The organism is Streptomyces sp. NPDC040432 (assembly GCF_055595445.1).
In genome coordinates this window covers 87,430-102,354 of the sequence record NZ_JBVIVP010000004.1, presented here as the reverse complement: position 1 = coordinate 102,354, position 14,925 = coordinate 87,430, and the positions used below count along the sequence as shown (strand labels likewise).

At 73.7% G+C, this 14,925-nt stretch carries 15 protein-coding genes; 9 read left to right on the top strand and 6 right to left on the bottom strand.

The window, feature by feature from the left end; all coding sequences use genetic code 11:
- Nucleotides 1-440 precede the first annotated feature (440 nt).
- Entirely contained in the window at nt 441-1,127 is a 687-nt protein-coding gene (locus ACZ58N_RS10725) for a VIT1/CCC1 transporter family protein (RefSeq protein WP_471157708.1), read from the bottom strand.
- Between the two features lie 76 nt (nt 1,128-1,203).
- Between ACZ58N_RS10725 and ACZ58N_RS10720 the strand changes: the two genes are divergently transcribed.
- Together ACZ58N_RS10720 and ACZ58N_RS10715 are read left to right on the top strand one after the other, a co-directional pair.
- A complete protein-coding gene (locus ACZ58N_RS10720) occupies nt 1,204-2,286 on the top strand; it encodes a PP2C family protein-serine/threonine phosphatase (protein WP_471157706.1) in 1,083 nt (360 codons plus the stop codon).
- Nucleotides 2,287-2,406: 120 nt separating this feature from the next.
- Nucleotides 2,407-2,706, top strand: a complete 300-nt coding sequence (locus tag ACZ58N_RS10715) for a hypothetical protein (protein WP_471157705.1) — start codon at nt 2,407-2,409, stop codon at nt 2,704-2,706.
- Here the strand turns inward: ACZ58N_RS10715 and ACZ58N_RS10710 are convergent.
- Nucleotides 2,701-2,955 (bottom strand): hypothetical protein, encoded by a 255-nt coding sequence (locus tag ACZ58N_RS10710; protein WP_471157703.1) that lies wholly within the window; start codon nt 2,953-2,955, stop codon nt 2,701-2,703. The genes ACZ58N_RS10715 and ACZ58N_RS10710 overlap by 6 nt on opposite strands.
- A gap of 159 nt (nt 2,956-3,114) precedes the next feature.
- Here ACZ58N_RS10710 and ACZ58N_RS10705 point away from each other — a divergent pair, with 159 nt between their 5' ends.
- Nucleotides 3,115-3,486: an ArsC/Spx/MgsR family protein gene (locus ACZ58N_RS10705; RefSeq protein WP_471157701.1), complete on the top strand. Its 372-nt coding sequence runs from the start codon at nt 3,115-3,117 to the stop codon at nt 3,484-3,486.
- A 93-nt stretch (nt 3,487-3,579) separates the two neighbouring features.
- Here ACZ58N_RS10705 and ACZ58N_RS10700 read toward each other — a convergent pair whose 3' ends face one another.
- A complete protein-coding gene (locus ACZ58N_RS10700; protein WP_471157700.1) occupies nt 3,580-4,455 on the bottom strand; it encodes a hypothetical protein in 876 nt (291 codons plus the stop codon).
- Between the two features lie 171 nt (nt 4,456-4,626).
- Complete coding sequence (locus ACZ58N_RS10695) at nt 4,627-5,580, bottom strand: Gfo/Idh/MocA family protein (protein ID WP_471158286.1); 954 nt, start codon at nt 5,578-5,580, stop codon at nt 4,627-4,629.
- A gap of 200 nt (nt 5,581-5,780) precedes the next feature.
- On the opposite strand from ACZ58N_RS10695, the gene glnII reads away from it, so the two are divergent.
- The 3 genes from glnII to ACZ58N_RS10680 all read left to right on the top strand — a co-directional run bounded on the left by glnII (nt 5,781) and on the right by ACZ58N_RS10680 (nt 8,727).
- Complete coding sequence (gene glnII, locus ACZ58N_RS10690) at nt 5,781-6,800, top strand: glutamine synthetase (RefSeq protein WP_471157698.1); 1,020 nt, start codon at nt 5,781-5,783, stop codon at nt 6,798-6,800.
- An 86-nt stretch (nt 6,801-6,886) separates the two neighbouring features.
- A complete protein-coding gene (locus tag ACZ58N_RS10685; protein WP_471157696.1) occupies nt 6,887-7,795 on the top strand; it encodes a DUF6891 domain-containing protein in 909 nt (302 codons plus the stop codon).
- A gap of 350 nt (nt 7,796-8,145) precedes the next feature.
- Complete coding sequence (locus ACZ58N_RS10680) at nt 8,146-8,727, top strand: winged helix-turn-helix domain-containing protein (RefSeq protein WP_471157694.1); 582 nt, start codon at nt 8,146-8,148, stop codon at nt 8,725-8,727.
- A gap of 109 nt (nt 8,728-8,836) precedes the next feature.
- Here the strand turns inward: ACZ58N_RS10680 and ACZ58N_RS10675 are convergent, their stop codons facing one another.
- Nucleotides 8,837-10,282: a PepSY-associated TM helix domain-containing protein gene (locus ACZ58N_RS10675; RefSeq protein WP_471157693.1), complete on the bottom strand. Its 1,446-nt coding sequence runs from the start codon at nt 10,280-10,282 to the stop codon at nt 8,837-8,839.
- Between the two features lie 75 nt (nt 10,283-10,357).
- Entirely contained in the window at nt 10,358-11,284 is a 927-nt protein-coding gene (locus ACZ58N_RS10670) for a hypothetical protein (RefSeq protein WP_471157691.1), read from the bottom strand.
- Nucleotides 11,285-11,376: 92 nt separating this feature from the next.
- Here ACZ58N_RS10670 and ACZ58N_RS10665 point away from each other — a divergent pair, with 92 nt between their 5' ends.
- From ACZ58N_RS10665 to ACZ58N_RS10655, 3 genes are all read left to right on the top strand, one after another.
- Nucleotides 11,377-11,991, top strand: coding sequence for a rhomboid-like protein (locus tag ACZ58N_RS10665; protein ID WP_471157690.1), 615 nt, complete (start codon nt 11,377-11,379; stop codon nt 11,989-11,991).
- A gap of 70 nt (nt 11,992-12,061) precedes the next feature.
- On the top strand, nt 12,062-12,856 hold the full coding sequence (locus ACZ58N_RS10660; RefSeq protein WP_471157688.1) for a tyrosine-protein phosphatase: 795 nt from the start codon (nt 12,062-12,064) through the stop codon (nt 12,854-12,856).
- Between the two features lie 104 nt (nt 12,857-12,960).
- Nucleotides 12,961-14,886 (top strand): hypothetical protein, encoded by a 1,926-nt coding sequence (locus ACZ58N_RS10655; protein ID WP_471157687.1) that lies wholly within the window; start codon nt 12,961-12,963, stop codon nt 14,884-14,886.
- Nucleotides 14,887-14,925 lie beyond the last annotated feature (39 nt).

Genomic DNA, 14,925 nt, shown 5'->3' with positions numbered 1-14,925 from the left:
GGCGCCCTGGCAGGGGCTGCGATGGCCGAGCCGTGCGTTGCGCCAACAAATCACGTTTTAGTCCCGGCCGACACCCCACCCCGTCCCCGACCCCGACCAAATCCAGCCCCGCCGGCCCTCCCGTCCGGTCCTGCCTCGCACTCCGGCTCAGCCGGGCACTTCAACCTCGCCGCAACTCCAGCCTCGCCGGCGTTTGAGGCGCGGGGTCCGGGGCGGAGCCCCGGGAACCTGCACCGTGACCCCGCTTCCTCGGTTCCCGGCCCCATCGCGCACGCCGGCCCGCCCCGCCGCGTCCTCCCGCCCCAGCGCGTCCTCCCGCCCCGCCGCGCACTCCAACCTCGCCGCACAATCCAGCCCCGCCGGCGATTGAGGCGGTCCCTCCAGCCCCGCCGGCGTTTGAGGCGCGGGGTACGGGGCGGAGTTCCGGGGCGCGGGGGCGGTCAGGTGGTGCCCAGCAGGGTGCCGGCCGCGTAGGTGACGGCCATCGCGAGGGCGCCTCCCGTGACGTTGCGGAGTACCGCGCGGAGCGTCGGCGCGCCGCCCAGCCGGGCGCTGACCACCCCGCAGAGGGTGAGCGCCGCGAGGACCGCCGCCACCGTCACCGGTACCCGCGCCGACGCCCCCGGCAGGACGATGGCCAGCAGGGGCAGCAGCGCCCCCACCGTGAACGCGATCAGGCTGGCCACCGCCGCGTGCCACGGGTTCGCCAGTTCGTCGGGCTCGATGCCCAGCTCCACCCGCGCGTGCGCCCGCAACGCGTCGCGCTCGGTCAGTTGCACGGCGGCCTCCCGCGCCAGCTCCCGGCCGAGGCCCCGTTCGGCCAGTAGGTCGGTGAGTTCGTCGAGCTCCGCCTGGGGTTGTTGCGCCAGCTCCCGGCGTTCCACGTCCAGCGCGGCGCGTTCGGAGTCCCGCTGCGAGCTGACCGAGACGTACTCCCCCGCCGCCATCGACAGCGCGCCCGCCAGGAGCCCCGCCACCCCCGCCGTCAGGATCGTGGTGCGCGAGGTGGTGGCGCCGGCCACGCCCACCACGAGGCCCGCGGTGGAGATGATCCCGTCGTTGGCGCCGAGCACGCCCGCCCGCAACCAGTTCAGGCGGGTGCTGATGGCCGCGCTGGTTTCCGTCACCGCTCCACTGTCCCGGGCGACGCCCCGAGGGGCCACCCGGCGTGCGCGGCCCGGGAGCCCGTACCAGGGTGGAGGGGTGAGACACGCACGGGAGGATCCGGGCAGGCTGCACGGTGCCCCGCCACCGCGCTGGGCCCGGTTCGCGCCCGCCGTGGCCCTGGTGGCGCTGTGTTTCGCCCAGTGGCTCACGCCCGGCAACGTCGAGCTCGGCTACTTCCTCGCGGCCCTGCCCGCCGTGGCCGCCTTCTCCTACGGCGCGGCCGGTACGGCCGTCTTCGCCACGCTGGTGCTCGTGCTGCTCGCCTTCCCCGGCCTCGGTGTGGGGCACGCGCAGGGCTCCGACCTGGCCACGGTGGCCGTCGTCGGGCTGCTCAGCGTGGTCATCGCCTGGGTGCGCCACCGCCGGGACACCCAGTTGGTCAGTGTCCGCACCGTCGCCGAGGCGGCCCAGCTGGCGGTGCTGCCACCCGTCCCGGAACGGGTGGGGCGGGTGCGGTGCGCCGCCCTCTACCGGGCGGCGCAGCGCGGCACGCTGGTCGGCGGCGACCTGTTCGACGTACGGGCCGGGCCGTTCGGGGTGCGGGCGGTCGTGGGGGACGTGCAGGGGCACGGCCTGGCGGCGGTCGGGACGGTGGCGGCGCTGCTCGGCGCCTTCCGGGAGGCGGTCCTGGACGACCGGGAGCTGGTGGACGTCGCCCTGCGGCTGGACCGGCGGTTGGTGGCGGACGCCGCCGCGGATTCCGTGGAGCATCCGGAGCTGTTCGCGACGGCCGTGCTGCTGGAGTTCCCGACCGGGCTGGACGTCGTACGGATCGTGTCGTGCGGGCATCCCCCGGTCCTGCTGCTACGGGACTTCGTGGCCTCGGAGGTGGTGGCGGAGCCGGGCCCTCCGCTGGGTCTGGGCCTGGCGGGGCCGACCCTGCCCTCGGTGGCCGAGCTCCGTCTGGTGCCGGGTGACCGGCTGCTCGCGCACACCGACGGGGTCACGGAGGCACGCGACTCCGCGGGCGACTTCTATCCGCTGGCGGCCCGGGTGCCGGCGCTGTCGGGCGACCCGGCGGGACTGGTCCGGGCGGTGTGGAAGGATCTGGCGGCCTTCACCGGGGGTGGTCCGCGCGATGACGTGGCGCTGCTGCTCCTGTCCGTCGGGACGGAGTGACCGGCCCGTACTGATCGGATGATCAGTTGGTAACAGTGCGGGCTCCCGTCCGTTTTCCGTGTTTCGCTCGGCAGCGACGACAGCCACACCGACCCCGAGCTCGGAAAGACGAGGCCCCCGATGCGCGCACCGCTCAAGCACAGGAAGCGCCTGGCGGCGGTTGCCGCCGCGGCCGCCGCGACCGGGCTGCTCACCGGCGCGATGCTGCTCGGGTACGAGGTCGGTGATCACGCCGGGCGCTCCACGGGTCACGACGGCGGTGCCGCCGCCGTGACCCCCGTCGGGCGGACGGGATCCATTCATTTCGTCGGGGACGAGGGCGGCACGGTGGTCGGCGTGCCCCTCGACCACGACGGGGTCGCCGGTTCCGCCGATGCCTCCGGCTTCGGCGGCGTCCCGGACGTCATCGCGGCGTCATGAACCGTCGCGGATGAAGGAGCGCACCATCCTGCAGGTGATGTTGGAGGGGCGGTGGATGCCCACCCGCACCGCCATGGTCCGGATCTTGCGGTTGGTCGCGCGCCGGGCGTCGTAGGTTCCGGTGTCGAGCAGGGATATCGCGAGCCGCATCGCCTTCAGGCGGCGGTTGTGGCTCTCGTACCACTCGCGGGGAAGACCCGCCGGCAGCGGCTTCTTCTTGGGCATCTCAATGATCGCGGCAGCGGCCATCTACAGCCTCCCAAACGGTAGTTGGCTTCCTGTCGTTCTCCCTCGATTTTACCGGGGGGCACTGACAAAAGCCCCTGGCCGGACACGGTCCGACCAAGGACTGTCCCGCAATCCGCGGCGCCCGCCGGGGATCGCGGGACAGCCCATAGGCTGGCGGCCATGGAGATCTGGATCAATCCCGCCTGCTCGAAGTGCCGCGGCGCGCTGACCCTGCTGGACGCGGAGGGCGCCGCGTACACCGTCCGCCGGTACCTGGAGGACGTGCCGTCCGAGGCCGAGCTGCGGGAGCTGCTGGAGCGCCTCGGTCTGGAGCCCTGGGACATCACCCGCACCTCGGACCCCCTGGCGAAGGAGACCGGCGTACGGGACCTGCCGCGCGAGGCGACCGAGGAGGCGCGCCGGCGTTGGATCGCCCACCTGGCCGCGCACCCGAAGCTGATCCAGCGCCCGATCATCACCGCCGAGGACGGCACGGCCGTCGTCGCCCGCTCCGAGGAAGCCGTCCGCGACGCGCTGTCCCGCAAGGGTTAGGGCCGGGCGGTCCGGGCTCGCGCGGTCGCCGCGGGGCGTCGGCCCGGTCGGGTCGACGCCCCGCGGCGGTGCCCGCCGGGGCTGGGGCGCGGGTCAGATCTTGTTGTAGGTGGCCGTGTGCCAGAGGGCGCCGCCCTTGGTGGGGCCACCATCCTTCTTGTAGACGACGAAGTTGCCGTCGTCCTGGAGGAGGGCGTATGCGCCGGGGCTCTTGGCCGTGTTGCTCCGCCAGCGAACCGTCTCGTTCCGGTCGTATTCGCGCAGCACCAGGTCGCCGCTGTCCCGGATCTCCAGGGTCAGGGTGTTCCGGTTGCCGTACGTTCCGCTGTTCCAGATCGCCTTGCCGTCGCTCTTGCGGTACATGACGAGGTTGTTGTCCCGCTGGAGCACGAGCCACACGGAGGCGGACTGGGCCCAGAATCCCTGGCTCCAGGACATGTCGGACGCGCACACCCTGACGTGCTGCTCGATGGTCTCGGTCGTCCAGTAGTAGTCGTCGCTGCGGCCCCGTACGACGAGTCGACCGTCGTCGACGAAGGACGCGCCCACGTCCGTGCCGGTCCGGCTTCCGTAGGTGGCGGTGTCCCAGATCGCGCCGCCCTGCTGGGGGCCGCCGCCCTTGCGGTAGATGACGAAGTTGCCGTCCTCCTGCATGGTGGCGTAGGCGCCGGGGTTGCCGTAGGTGCCGCTGCTCCATACCGGCAGCTTGTAGCCGCCGGGCCTACCGGCCAGCAGGATGACGAGGTTGCCGTCGGGCTGCATGACCAGTTCGGCCTTGCCCGGCGTCGGGGTCAGGCTCGCGCCCGATTCGAGGCGTCGGCCGGGTCCCAGGTCGGAGCCGTACCCGCCGCTGTTGGTCCGGCACTGACCCGGATCGGTGGCCGCCGACGCCACCGCCGGGACCATGACGGTGACGGCGGTGGCGGCGAGCAGTGCGGCGAGTGTTCTGCGGAGCAGGTGGTGGCGCATGGGTGGTTCCCCCCGGGAAGAGCGTGCCGTGTCGATCAAGCGGATCATAGGGGGACCCACGGACACCCGCGGGGTGGTTTTCCACGGCGCGGAGCACGGGCGCAACCGACCGTCCCGGGCCCGGTTCCCCGCGTGTCGGACCTCGTCGGTCGAGGCCTCGACCGCTCCCCCTCAGCCGCCCAGTTGCGCCTCCGCACCCGCGAGGATCTCGGTCAGGCGGGCCCCGAACTCCGCTCCGCGCGGGTCCGGGACGCCCGTGCGGGCCGAGGTGAGCAAGGCGTCCAGGGCGCGGCCGTAGGCGCCGGGTACGTCGCTCCAGTCGGGGAGGGCGAAGACGCCCTCGGCCCCGCGCAGTTCGAGCCCCACGCCCGCGGCGGCCTGCGGGGCGCCCAGGCTGAGCACGGCGGTGCTGGCCGCGCCGGAGGTGTGGCGCAGGGTGAGCTGGACGACGTCGGAGGGGCCGCGTGCGGCGGTGAGGTCGGTGACGTCGCCGAGGACGGGGATCAGGACGGACAGGGCGTGCGGGCCGACGTCCCACAGGCCGCCCTTGGACTTGCGCCAGGGTGAGTCGGCGTAGGCGCTGGGGGCTCCGTCGGGCGGGAAGACGGCGCCGAGCCAGTGGGCCGCGGCGGTGAACCAGCCGGTCCGGGAGGCCTGTTCGTCGACCCATCCGGCGGTGGGTTCGGCGAAGCGGAGGGTGAGGAAGACGACGGAGGCGACCTGGTGGCGGGCCGCGGCGTCGGCGACGGCGCGGGCCTCCTCGACGGTCGTGGCGACGGGTTTGTCGAGCAGCAGGTGGCATCCTGCGGCGGCGGCGCGGACGGCGAGGGGGGCCTGGACGTCCGGGGGCAGGGCGAAGGCCACCGCGTCGCAGTCCGCGAACAGCGCGTCGGGGTCTTCGTACACCTTCACCCCGTGTTCCTGGGCGAGCTCGGTGGCCGCTTCGGGGCGCCGACCCCAGATCCCGGCGAACTCGGAGCCCGTGTGGGCGGCGAGGGCGGGGGCATGGGTGCGGCGGGCCCAGGGGCCGGTGCCGAGCAGGCCGACGCGGGGGCGGGGGGTGCCGGAGGCCTGGTGGGGGGCGTGGCCGGGGGCTGCCTCGGGGGCGCCGGCGGCGGAGTTCAAATCGTACGAAATGCTCACGCGCCCAGTCTGCCGCACCCGGACGGACGTGCGGTCGCGGACCCGCACAGCCCGCTCGACCTGCGGGGTGAACCTCGGTAACACGGGGTTCACACCCGGGCAACGGATGAGAAATCGCGGCGGGGGACGCTGCGCAGGACACCAAGGCGATCCACAGCACCCGCAGAGTCAGGATGGGGCCCGTGAGCTACAAGGCTGAGTACATCTGGATCGACGGCACCGAGCCGACGGCGAAGCTTCGCTCCAAGACGAGGATCCTGGCGGACGGCGAGGCCCTGCCGATCTGGGGCTTCGACGGGTCCAGCACGAACCAGGCCGAGGGTCACGCCTCGGACCGGGTGCTCCAGCCGGTGTTCTCCTGCCCGGACCCGATCCGCGGCGGCGACCACCTGCTCGTCCTGTGCGAGGTCATGAACATCGACATGACCCCCCACGCGTCGAACACCCGCGCGCTGCTGCGTCCGGTCGCGGAGGAGTTCGCCGAGCAGGCGCCGATCTTCGGCATCGAGCAGGAGTACACGTTCTTCGACGGTGCACGCCCGCTCGGCTTCCCGGTCAACGGCTTCCCGGCGGCGCAGGGCGGCTACTACTGCGGTGTCGGTTCGGACGAGATCTTCGGCCGGGACATCGTCGAGAAGCACCTGGACCACTGTCTGGCGGCGGGCCTGAGCATCTCCGGCATCAACGCCGAGGTCATGCCGGGCCAGTGGGAGTTCCAGGTGGGCCCGGTGGGTCCGCTGGAGGTCTCGGACCAGCTGTGGATCGCGCGGTGGCTGTTGTACCGCACGGCCGAGGACTTCAACGTGTCGGCGACGCTGAACCCGAAGCCGGTCAAGGGCGACTGGAACGGCGCGGGCGCGCACACCAACTTCTCCACGAGGGCGATGCGCGAGGACTACCGCGCGATCATCTCGGCGTGCGAGGCGCTGGGCGAGGGCTCGAAGCCGCTGGACCACGTCAAGAACTACGGCGCGGGCATCGACGAGCGCCTGACGGGGCTGCACGAAACCGCCCCGTGGAACGAGTTCAGCTACGGGGTCTCCGACCGCGGGGCCTCGGTGCGCATCCCGTGGCAGGTGGAGAAGGACGGCAAGGGCTACATCGAGGACCGCCGCCCGAACGCGAACGTCGACCCGTACGTGGTGACGCGCCTGATCACGGACACCTGCTGCGCGGGTCTGAAGAAGGACGGCCTGGTCTGAGACGGGTCCCCGGCCGACGCGGCGCCCGTCCTTCCGCACGGGAGGGCGGGCGCCGCGTTGTCGGTGGTGCCTGCCAGGGTGTGGCCATGCTGCCCGTGAAGATCCACACCGAACGCGCCGAGTCCTACGCACGGCCCGCCGCCTCCTGGTTGTCCGAGCTCGTGGAGCGGATCGGGGCGGACGGGGACCGGTTCCTCGTGGTGAACCGGATCCCCGACGAGCCGGACGGCTTCGTCCAGGTCTGGCACGAGGCGGGCGGTGACTACCGGTTGGAACACCGGGCGGGGCGACCGGACCTGCACTTCACGGCCTCCGTCCCCAGCGCGGCCGAGGTGGTGCGGGTGATGCTCGGCTGGGCCCGGCAGGAGGCGGGCTGGGACCTCGGACCGGTGTGGGAGCGGCTGGACTTCCCGGTGGAGGAGGTACCGGCGCTCGACGCGGGGGTGGAGGAGGAGCTGACGGGGCTCGTCCGGGAGCGGCTGGTGTGCGGCTACGACGACCGGGCGGCCCTGGCCGAGTACGCCGGATACGTCATGGGGGGCCCGGACGGGTCGCCGGTCTCCCCCGCGCAGGCGTGGCGGCTGGTGGACCGGCTGTGGCGGGAGCGGGTGGCGGAGCAGGCCGGCTGGGAGGGGGAGACCGATCCCGAGCGGCTGACCCGGGCGTTCGAGGCGCTCGACGCGCGCGGCATCACGGCGCGGGAGAACTTCACCTGCTGCCGCACCTGCGGCCTCGCGGAGATCCGGGGGGAGGGCGAGGAGGACGCGCGGGGGTTCGTCCTCTTCCACTCGCAGTGCACCGAGGGCGTGGCGGCGGGGCACGACCTGTGGCTGCTGTTCGGGGGGTTCGGGGCGGGCGACGAGCTGACGGTGTCCGTCGGCCGGGAGGTCGTCGACGCGCTCGACGGGGTCGGGCTGAAATGGACGTGGGACGGATCTGCCCAGGATGCGGTACGGGTCACCGGATTGGACTGGCGGAAGCGCCTGATCGGCTGACCGTTTGTCGGGAATGTGACGTCCTGACGAAACCTTGGTCGCGGAATATGAGATTCCGCTCCATCAGGTGAGACAAGGGCTGCCTCGGGCTCCGCTCGTCTGCTTCAATGTGGCCCATGGCCGGCCACTTGCACACCTCGACAGGTCACAGCGACCTCGAACCGTTCTGGCCCTCCCGTCAGGATCACGATTTCGACCGGGAGTGTTGCCGCGCGAAGAACGCGCCGGCCCTCTAAAGCCTTCCGGGACCTCCCGACAGACCCGCCCGAGGCCTTCGGTCTGCGCGGTACGACAACGACGACGTACGTACGTCTCCTGCCGACCACTCCGCGTGAAAGAGCTGACCACTCATGGCTAACACCCGCACCCTGACCTCCGCCGCCCCCGCTGCGACCTCGCCCCTGACCTTCCCGACCAGTCCGCGCCATCGACTGCGCGCCGTCGACCGGGACGAGGTGGCGCGCGTCGTGGACCTGCTCCCGCCCGGCGCCACCTGGCTGCCCGCGCCCCAACACACCCTGCCGACGCTGCCGGGGAACCCGCCGATGGTCGGCTACCTGGTCCTCGTACCGGCCGACCAGCAGCCGCCGATCGCCTTCGCCCCGCAGTCCGTCCCCCTCCCGGCCCCCGAGGCGCCGGGGACCACCGGGGACGCGCTCGTACGGATCGACTCCGCCCAGCGCACCGCCGAGGTGGACGGCGAGGTCCTGGACCTGACCTACCTGGAGTTCGAGCTGCTCGCCCACCTCGTGGCGCACCCCCACCGGGTGCACAGCCGGGACCAGTTGGTGACCACGGTGTGGGGCTACGGCCACGTCGGCGACGGCCGTACGGTCGACGTCCACATCGCCCGGCTGCGCCGCAAGCTGGGCGCGGCCCACCGCGGCACCATCCAGACCGTCCGCCGGGTGGGCTACAAGTACGCGCCCTGAGCGGTGCTTCGGCCCGCGGGCCGAAACGCCCGCGCAGCGGGATGACGGTGGGCCCGCACTCCCCGGGGGGAGTGCGGGCCCACGTGTGCGACGACTCGCCCGACAGGCCCTAGACCTGCGGCGCGGGCGTCCGGTTCCCGCGACGGGCGGCCACGAGGCCGAGCAGCACGTCACCCGCGAGGAAGACGAGCAGGCTGATCCCGAGCATCGGGACGAACCAGCCGACGAGCGCGGTCACGGCGGCGAGCGGCAGCAGGAGGGTCACCGGCAGCTTCCGCCAGGCGCCGCGCGGCTGCGGGCGCCCCACGGAGAGCCTGCGCTCCTTGGTGGGTCGGCGCATCCACCACATCCGGTACCCCCACACCACGAGGAACATCACGGCGACGGCGAGCGCGGCCAGTGCGATCTGGTTGACGAGCCCGAAGGTGAGGCCCATGTGCAGGTCGATGCCGAACCGCGTCAGCTTGGCGAGCAACGGGTAGTCGGTGAAGCGGAGTTCATCCATGATCCGGCCGTCGGCGGGGTCGACGGCGACCGCGTCCAGGTGCACCGGGAACTCCTTGTCGGCCTCCTTGACGACGTAGCCCTTGCCGTCCGCGGGGAGGGTGACGCGCAGGCTCGCCTTCACCCCGGCGGCCCGTGCGGCGGCCACCGCGCGGTCGATGCCGATGTCGGCGGTGGGCGGCGGCGGGGGCATCTCCATGCCCGGCGTCATGACGTGCCCGGCGTGCTCGTCGCCGCCCGCCGCGGCGCCGTTCAGGGCGGCGGCGACGGACGGAGTGGCTCCGCCGAGGCGGTCCTGGAGCTGCCCGATGTTCTCGCCGGCGTACCGGGACCAGGTCAGGCCCGTGGCGGAGAGGACGACGAGTCCGGCGACGGCCCACAGGCCGACGGTGCCGTGCCAGGACAGGGTCCGGCGGCGGCCGGTGGCCTTGCGGTCGGGGAGCACCAGGTGCGCCTTGCGGGAACGACGGCGGCCGATCCACAGGGCGAGACCGCCGAGGGCGACGACCCACAGCCAGCTGGCGGCCAGCTCGCTGTAGTTCCGGCCGAACTCGCCGAGTTGGAGGTTCGCGTGGAACCCGCTGAGCCAGGCCCGCAGCGGGAGCGCGTCGCCGGCGGTGGTGAGTTGGCCGCGCACGTCGGCGGTGTAGGGGTCGACGAACACGGTGAGGGTCTCGCCCTCGCCCAGGCCCGGGCTCTCCATGATCACCCGGGTGGTCGCCTCCTCCTCGGGTGCGGGCCACACGGCGATGACCTTGCCCTCGGGCGCCGCGTCGCGGGCGGCCCCGATCTGGGCGCCGAGCGGGAGGGCGGCCTCACCGACCCGGGCGACCGTCAGTTCGTCGGAGTGGACGATCTTCTCGGCCTGCCAGGAACCGGCGTACAGCAGGCCGGTAGTGGCGGCGAGGAAAAGGATCGGGGCGATGAGCAGCCCCGCGTAGAAGTGGAGGCGCAGGAGCAGCGGGCGCAGGGCGGCCCAGGTGCCGCCGGTGCGCTTCGGCGGTGCGGCGGAGTCCCCGGTGGGGGCGTCCGGAAGCACGTCGAGGGACATGTCGGTCCTCAGGGTTGGCGAAGGCATGGGTGGGCGGCCCCAGGTCTCGCCCCCCTCGCCGAGGAGGTGCGCCGGTCAGGCGCGGGCAGGACGGCCGGGGGCCGTGGCGCGGGTGTTCCACCGGACGGGCGGCCCGCGGCGCACCGCGGTGTGGGCGTGGACCGCGCCGCGGAGTCGGCGCGGTCGGTCGCAGGGGGCGCAGTGCGCGGGCGGCGGCGGTACGAGGGCCACCCGGGTGCGGACCAGTGCGAGGGCGCGGGCGAGCGGACGGGCCGCCAGCAGCGCGGTCGCGCCGAGGACGGCGGCCAGCCGGAACACGGCGGCCTCGCCGCGGGCCAGCCACGCGGCGCAGAAGAGCCCGGCGAGGACGTGGGCGGCGATCATGCCGAGGCCGCCGTGGCCCGCCATGGTGAGCAGGGAGGCCATGCCCTGCATGCCGTCGGCCATACCGGCCGTACCGGCCAGGCCGTCGTGCATGCCGGATACGCCGTGGGCCATGCCGGCTGCGCCCTCGTGCATACCGGCCATGCCCTCGTGCACGCCGACCGTGGCGGGCATGTCATGCGCCATGCCCGCCATGTCGTGCGCGGTACTCGACACGGGGGCCGTACTCGACGCACCGTGGACCGCTCCCCCGTGGGGCGCTGCCGCCGCGCCGCCGGCCGGAACCTGGCCGGGCGCGGCGGGCATCGTGTGCGCGGGGTGGTGGCCGGCGGGCGACCCGGGCGCGGCGGCCGCGGGTGCGTGGGCCTGACCGATGGAGAAGGTGAGGTGGAGCGCGCCCTGGACGCCGAGGAGGGCCGCGCCGATTCCCACGGGTCCGCGGCGGCGACCGGCCGCGAGCCAGGCGAGCACGCCCGTCACGGCGAAGGCGGCCGTCAACGAGCCGAGGGGAACATTCATCCCGGACATGTACGAATGCCCCAGCGCGCCCAATGCCACGCACACGGCCGCGAACATCGCGGCCCGCACGACGCGCATCGGCGCGGGGGTTCCAGACATGTTCCGGTCATATTCCCACGAGGCCCGGTGGTGCCGCCGGCAGGGTCGTATCCGATCATGGGCGGGTGAATCCATCGCCATGGTCATGGTCATTGCCCGTCGGCGCGGTGTACGCCGCAGGAGTGCAGCTCGGCGCGCACGCCCTGGACCGACTGGGTCCGGAACGCCGGGACCGGGTCCTGCGCGGTTGCTCGACGAACGTCGACAACCTCACGGCCGGACGCTGGGAGACCCTGCTGAGCAGCGCCTTCGTCGTCGAGGAACCGATGCCGCTGCCCTACGCGCTGCTGTTGGCGGCGGTGCTCGGATACGCCGAGTACGCGTACGGGGCGTGGTGGACGGCCTCCGCGTTCCTCTTCGGGCACGCCGAGGCGACCCTGCTGGTCCACGGCGTCCTGCGGGGCACCACCGACAAGGAGACCCGCCGCGCCGTGGACGTCGGCACCAGCTACGGGTTCAACACCGTGCTGGGCGCCCTGACCTCCGCCCTGCCGCGCGGACCCGTGCGCACCACGGCCCGGGTGGGCCTGCTGGCGCTCGCGGTCCGGCCGGTCCTGAGCCGCGACCGGACCTTCACCGACGCCGGGCACCTGGCCGCGTTGGGGCTGGGCATCGGACTCTCCCTGGCCCTCGACCGGTTGCCCCTCGATCGACTGCCCCTCGGCCGGCATGTGGGACCGACCCGTCGCAATCTCGCCCTCGCGTGACCCGAATGATACGAATGATCTGAATGACACGAGTAATCCACACCTCGCGCATACCGCTGGAGACGCCACGATGACCGCCACGCCCTCCACCACCGTCGCCAACCTCCGCGACCTCGGTGGCACCCCGCTCACCGGCGGCCGGACCGTCCGGCCCGGACTCGTGCTGCGTTCGGGCTCCCTCGACCGGCTCGACCTCGCCGCCGACCCGGTGGTGGCCGCGCTGGAGCTGCGTACGGTCATCGACTTCCGCAGCGACTCCGAGCGCGCCGACCACCCCGACCGGCTGCCCGAGGGCGCTCGACTGGTGGTGCGCGACGTGCTGGCCGACAAGATGAACGACGGCCGGATGCCGGCCGCGACCCAGCTCAAGGACCTGCTCGCCGATCCCGTGGTGGCCGAGGAGCACCTGGGCGGCGGCCGGGCGCAGGAACTCTTCGGGTCGGTCTACCGGTCGTTCGTCAGCTCCGGCTCCGCGCAGGCCGCCTACCGCACGCTGCTCGTCGAGGCGGCCGATCCGGAGTCCGGTCCGCTGCTGTTCCACTGCACGGCCGGCAAGGACCGTACGGGCTGGGGCGCGACGCTGATCCTCGCGCTGCTCGGCGCCGACGAGGAGACCCTGATGGCGGAGTACCTGTCGGTGAACCCGGCGGTCAAGGTGGCCTTCGCCCCCATGATCGAGGGCTTCACGGCGGCGGGCGGGGACCCGGACATCGCGCTCGCCCTGATCGGGGTGTTCCCCTCCTACCTGGAGGCCGGCCTCGACGAGGTCCGCACGCGCTACGGATCGATGGAGAAGTACGTGCGCGAGGGACTCGGCGTGTCCGACGAGACCGTCGAGGCGCTGCGGACCAAGCTCATCGCCTGACCCGGCGCACCCCGCGGGCGCGTGCGCGTTCCCGGGCGCCGGCTCGTCCGAACGCGTGCGCTGGGGACGGGTGACCATCCGACGAATCGCTCGTTCTGCTGAACGTGACTGCGCCGGATACCGCCACCCGCCCCCTGCCTCCCGACGTCGAGCAGGCCGAGGCCGCCATCGTCGAGCACTACCCGCGGCTGGTGCGGCTCGCCTATCTGGTGCTGCCGCCCTCCCTCGGCCGCAACCGGCGGGTCCTGACCGCCCACTCGCTGGCCCAGCGCGCCCTGCCGCGCGGCCGGCGCGCCGCCGCGGCCGACGCCGCCCAGGTGCGCGGTGGGGTCCCCGCGCAGCGCGACGGGGCGGACGGGCCGGAGTCGGGGTACGCGTACGTCCGGCTGCGCGTGCTGCGTTCGGCCCTGGAGGCGGGGATCCCGCTGAGCTTCCGGGCGCTCCCGCTGCGCGGGCAGTTGCCGCCGCTGCTCCCGCAGGTGTGGGGGCTGCGGCTGTTCCCGAGGTCGGGCGGGGCCGAGGAGCTGGCGCTGGACCAGTGGTTGGCCACCTTGAACGGGCCCGGTCGGGCGGCCTGCGTCCTGCGGGCGCTGGAGGGGCTGGCCGAGCCGGACGTGCTCCGGGTGCTGACCGAGGCGGGGGTAGCCGATCCGGCGGCGGCCGTCGCCGAGTCCGGGGACCCCGCGCACGACGGCCTGTTCGTGTCCCCCGAGTTCGATCCGTGCGTGCTCCAGGCCCGACCCACCGACCTGCTGCGCCGGCGACGGTTCACCCGGGCCGGGCTGGCCGCGGCCGCGGCCCTCGCGGTGTGCGGGGCGCTGCTGGCGTTGCCGGGTGGCGGTTGGGGCTCCGACGGGCCGGCGGCTCCGCCGTACGCGCTGAACGCCGCGGCGGAACAGGCTTTGGATCCCGGGCAGTTGGTGCGGGCCCCGGCGACGCTGTGGCGGACGTCCTCCCGTACCGACTACTCGGCGTGGCCCGCGCGCGGTGACCGCGCCGACGACAAGGAGTTGCTGCGCCGGGCGCTGGCCGTGTGGGCCAGGCCGGGGAAGTCGGTGGTGGTGTCGGCGACGCCGGGGACGCCGTCCGGGCCGCCGATGGGGCCGCCGCAGCTGCTGTTCGCGGGGGCCGTCGACCAGGCGGTGGTGGTGCTGCTGCACGACGGACTGCGGGTGGTCCGGTACGCCGAGCCGCGCGCGGGGACCGCGGGCGCCGCGCTCGACTTCGCGCGGACCGACGGGGCGTCCGCGGACACCGCGACGGGGCTGGTGCTCAGTCGCGTCGACGGCAACGTCCGCTACCTGACGGCCCCCTGGGTCACCGGCGCCGCCCTGCGCGACCTCCTCAAGCCGGCTGAGGCGCCGGTGACGCTGAAGCTGACGCCGGAGGGGTTGACCCCTCCGGTGATGAGTCCCGCCCCGGGCGGCAGCTGCACCGCCTGGAACGCCATCGCCCTGACCGGTGACGGGGCGACGCGGCTGGTCACGGACCTGGGGGAGCTGACCCCGGCCCGGCTGACGTCGGGTGCGCCGGGTGCGGCGCGGGACGTGTCGGAGGCGGCCGAGCTGAGCGAATGGTCACGGATCGCCTGCCTGCTGCCGTCGGTACGCTCGCACGGGGTGCGCAGCGTCAACGCGTGGACGTACGCGAAGCAGCCGCTGCCCGAGAACGACGGGACGGCGACCTGGTTGTGCACGCGGGCCGAGACCTGGCACGGCGGGTCGGACCGGGTGCAGGCCCAGTTCCTGGCCCCGGGGGCGGCGCTCGCGGCCCAGGCGGCGAAGGCGGAGGGGTCGGCGGCCTGCGGGCCCCGGGAGCCGCGGGTGCTCGCCGGGGTGCTGTGGAAGTCCCGCGCGGGAAGCTGGTACGTCCTGGCGGCGGGCAGCGCCCAGTTCGCCTCGCTGTCGGTGTCGGGCGGTGTCAGCGGTTCGGCGACGGGCAACCGGCTGGCCGTGAAGGCTCCGGAGGGCGCGCAGGTCGATCTCTCGGGCAAGCTGACGGACGGCACGAAGGCCGGGGTGCTGCGGTAGGGCGTGTCGTCCCGGCGGGCGGCGGCAGATTGGGCTGTC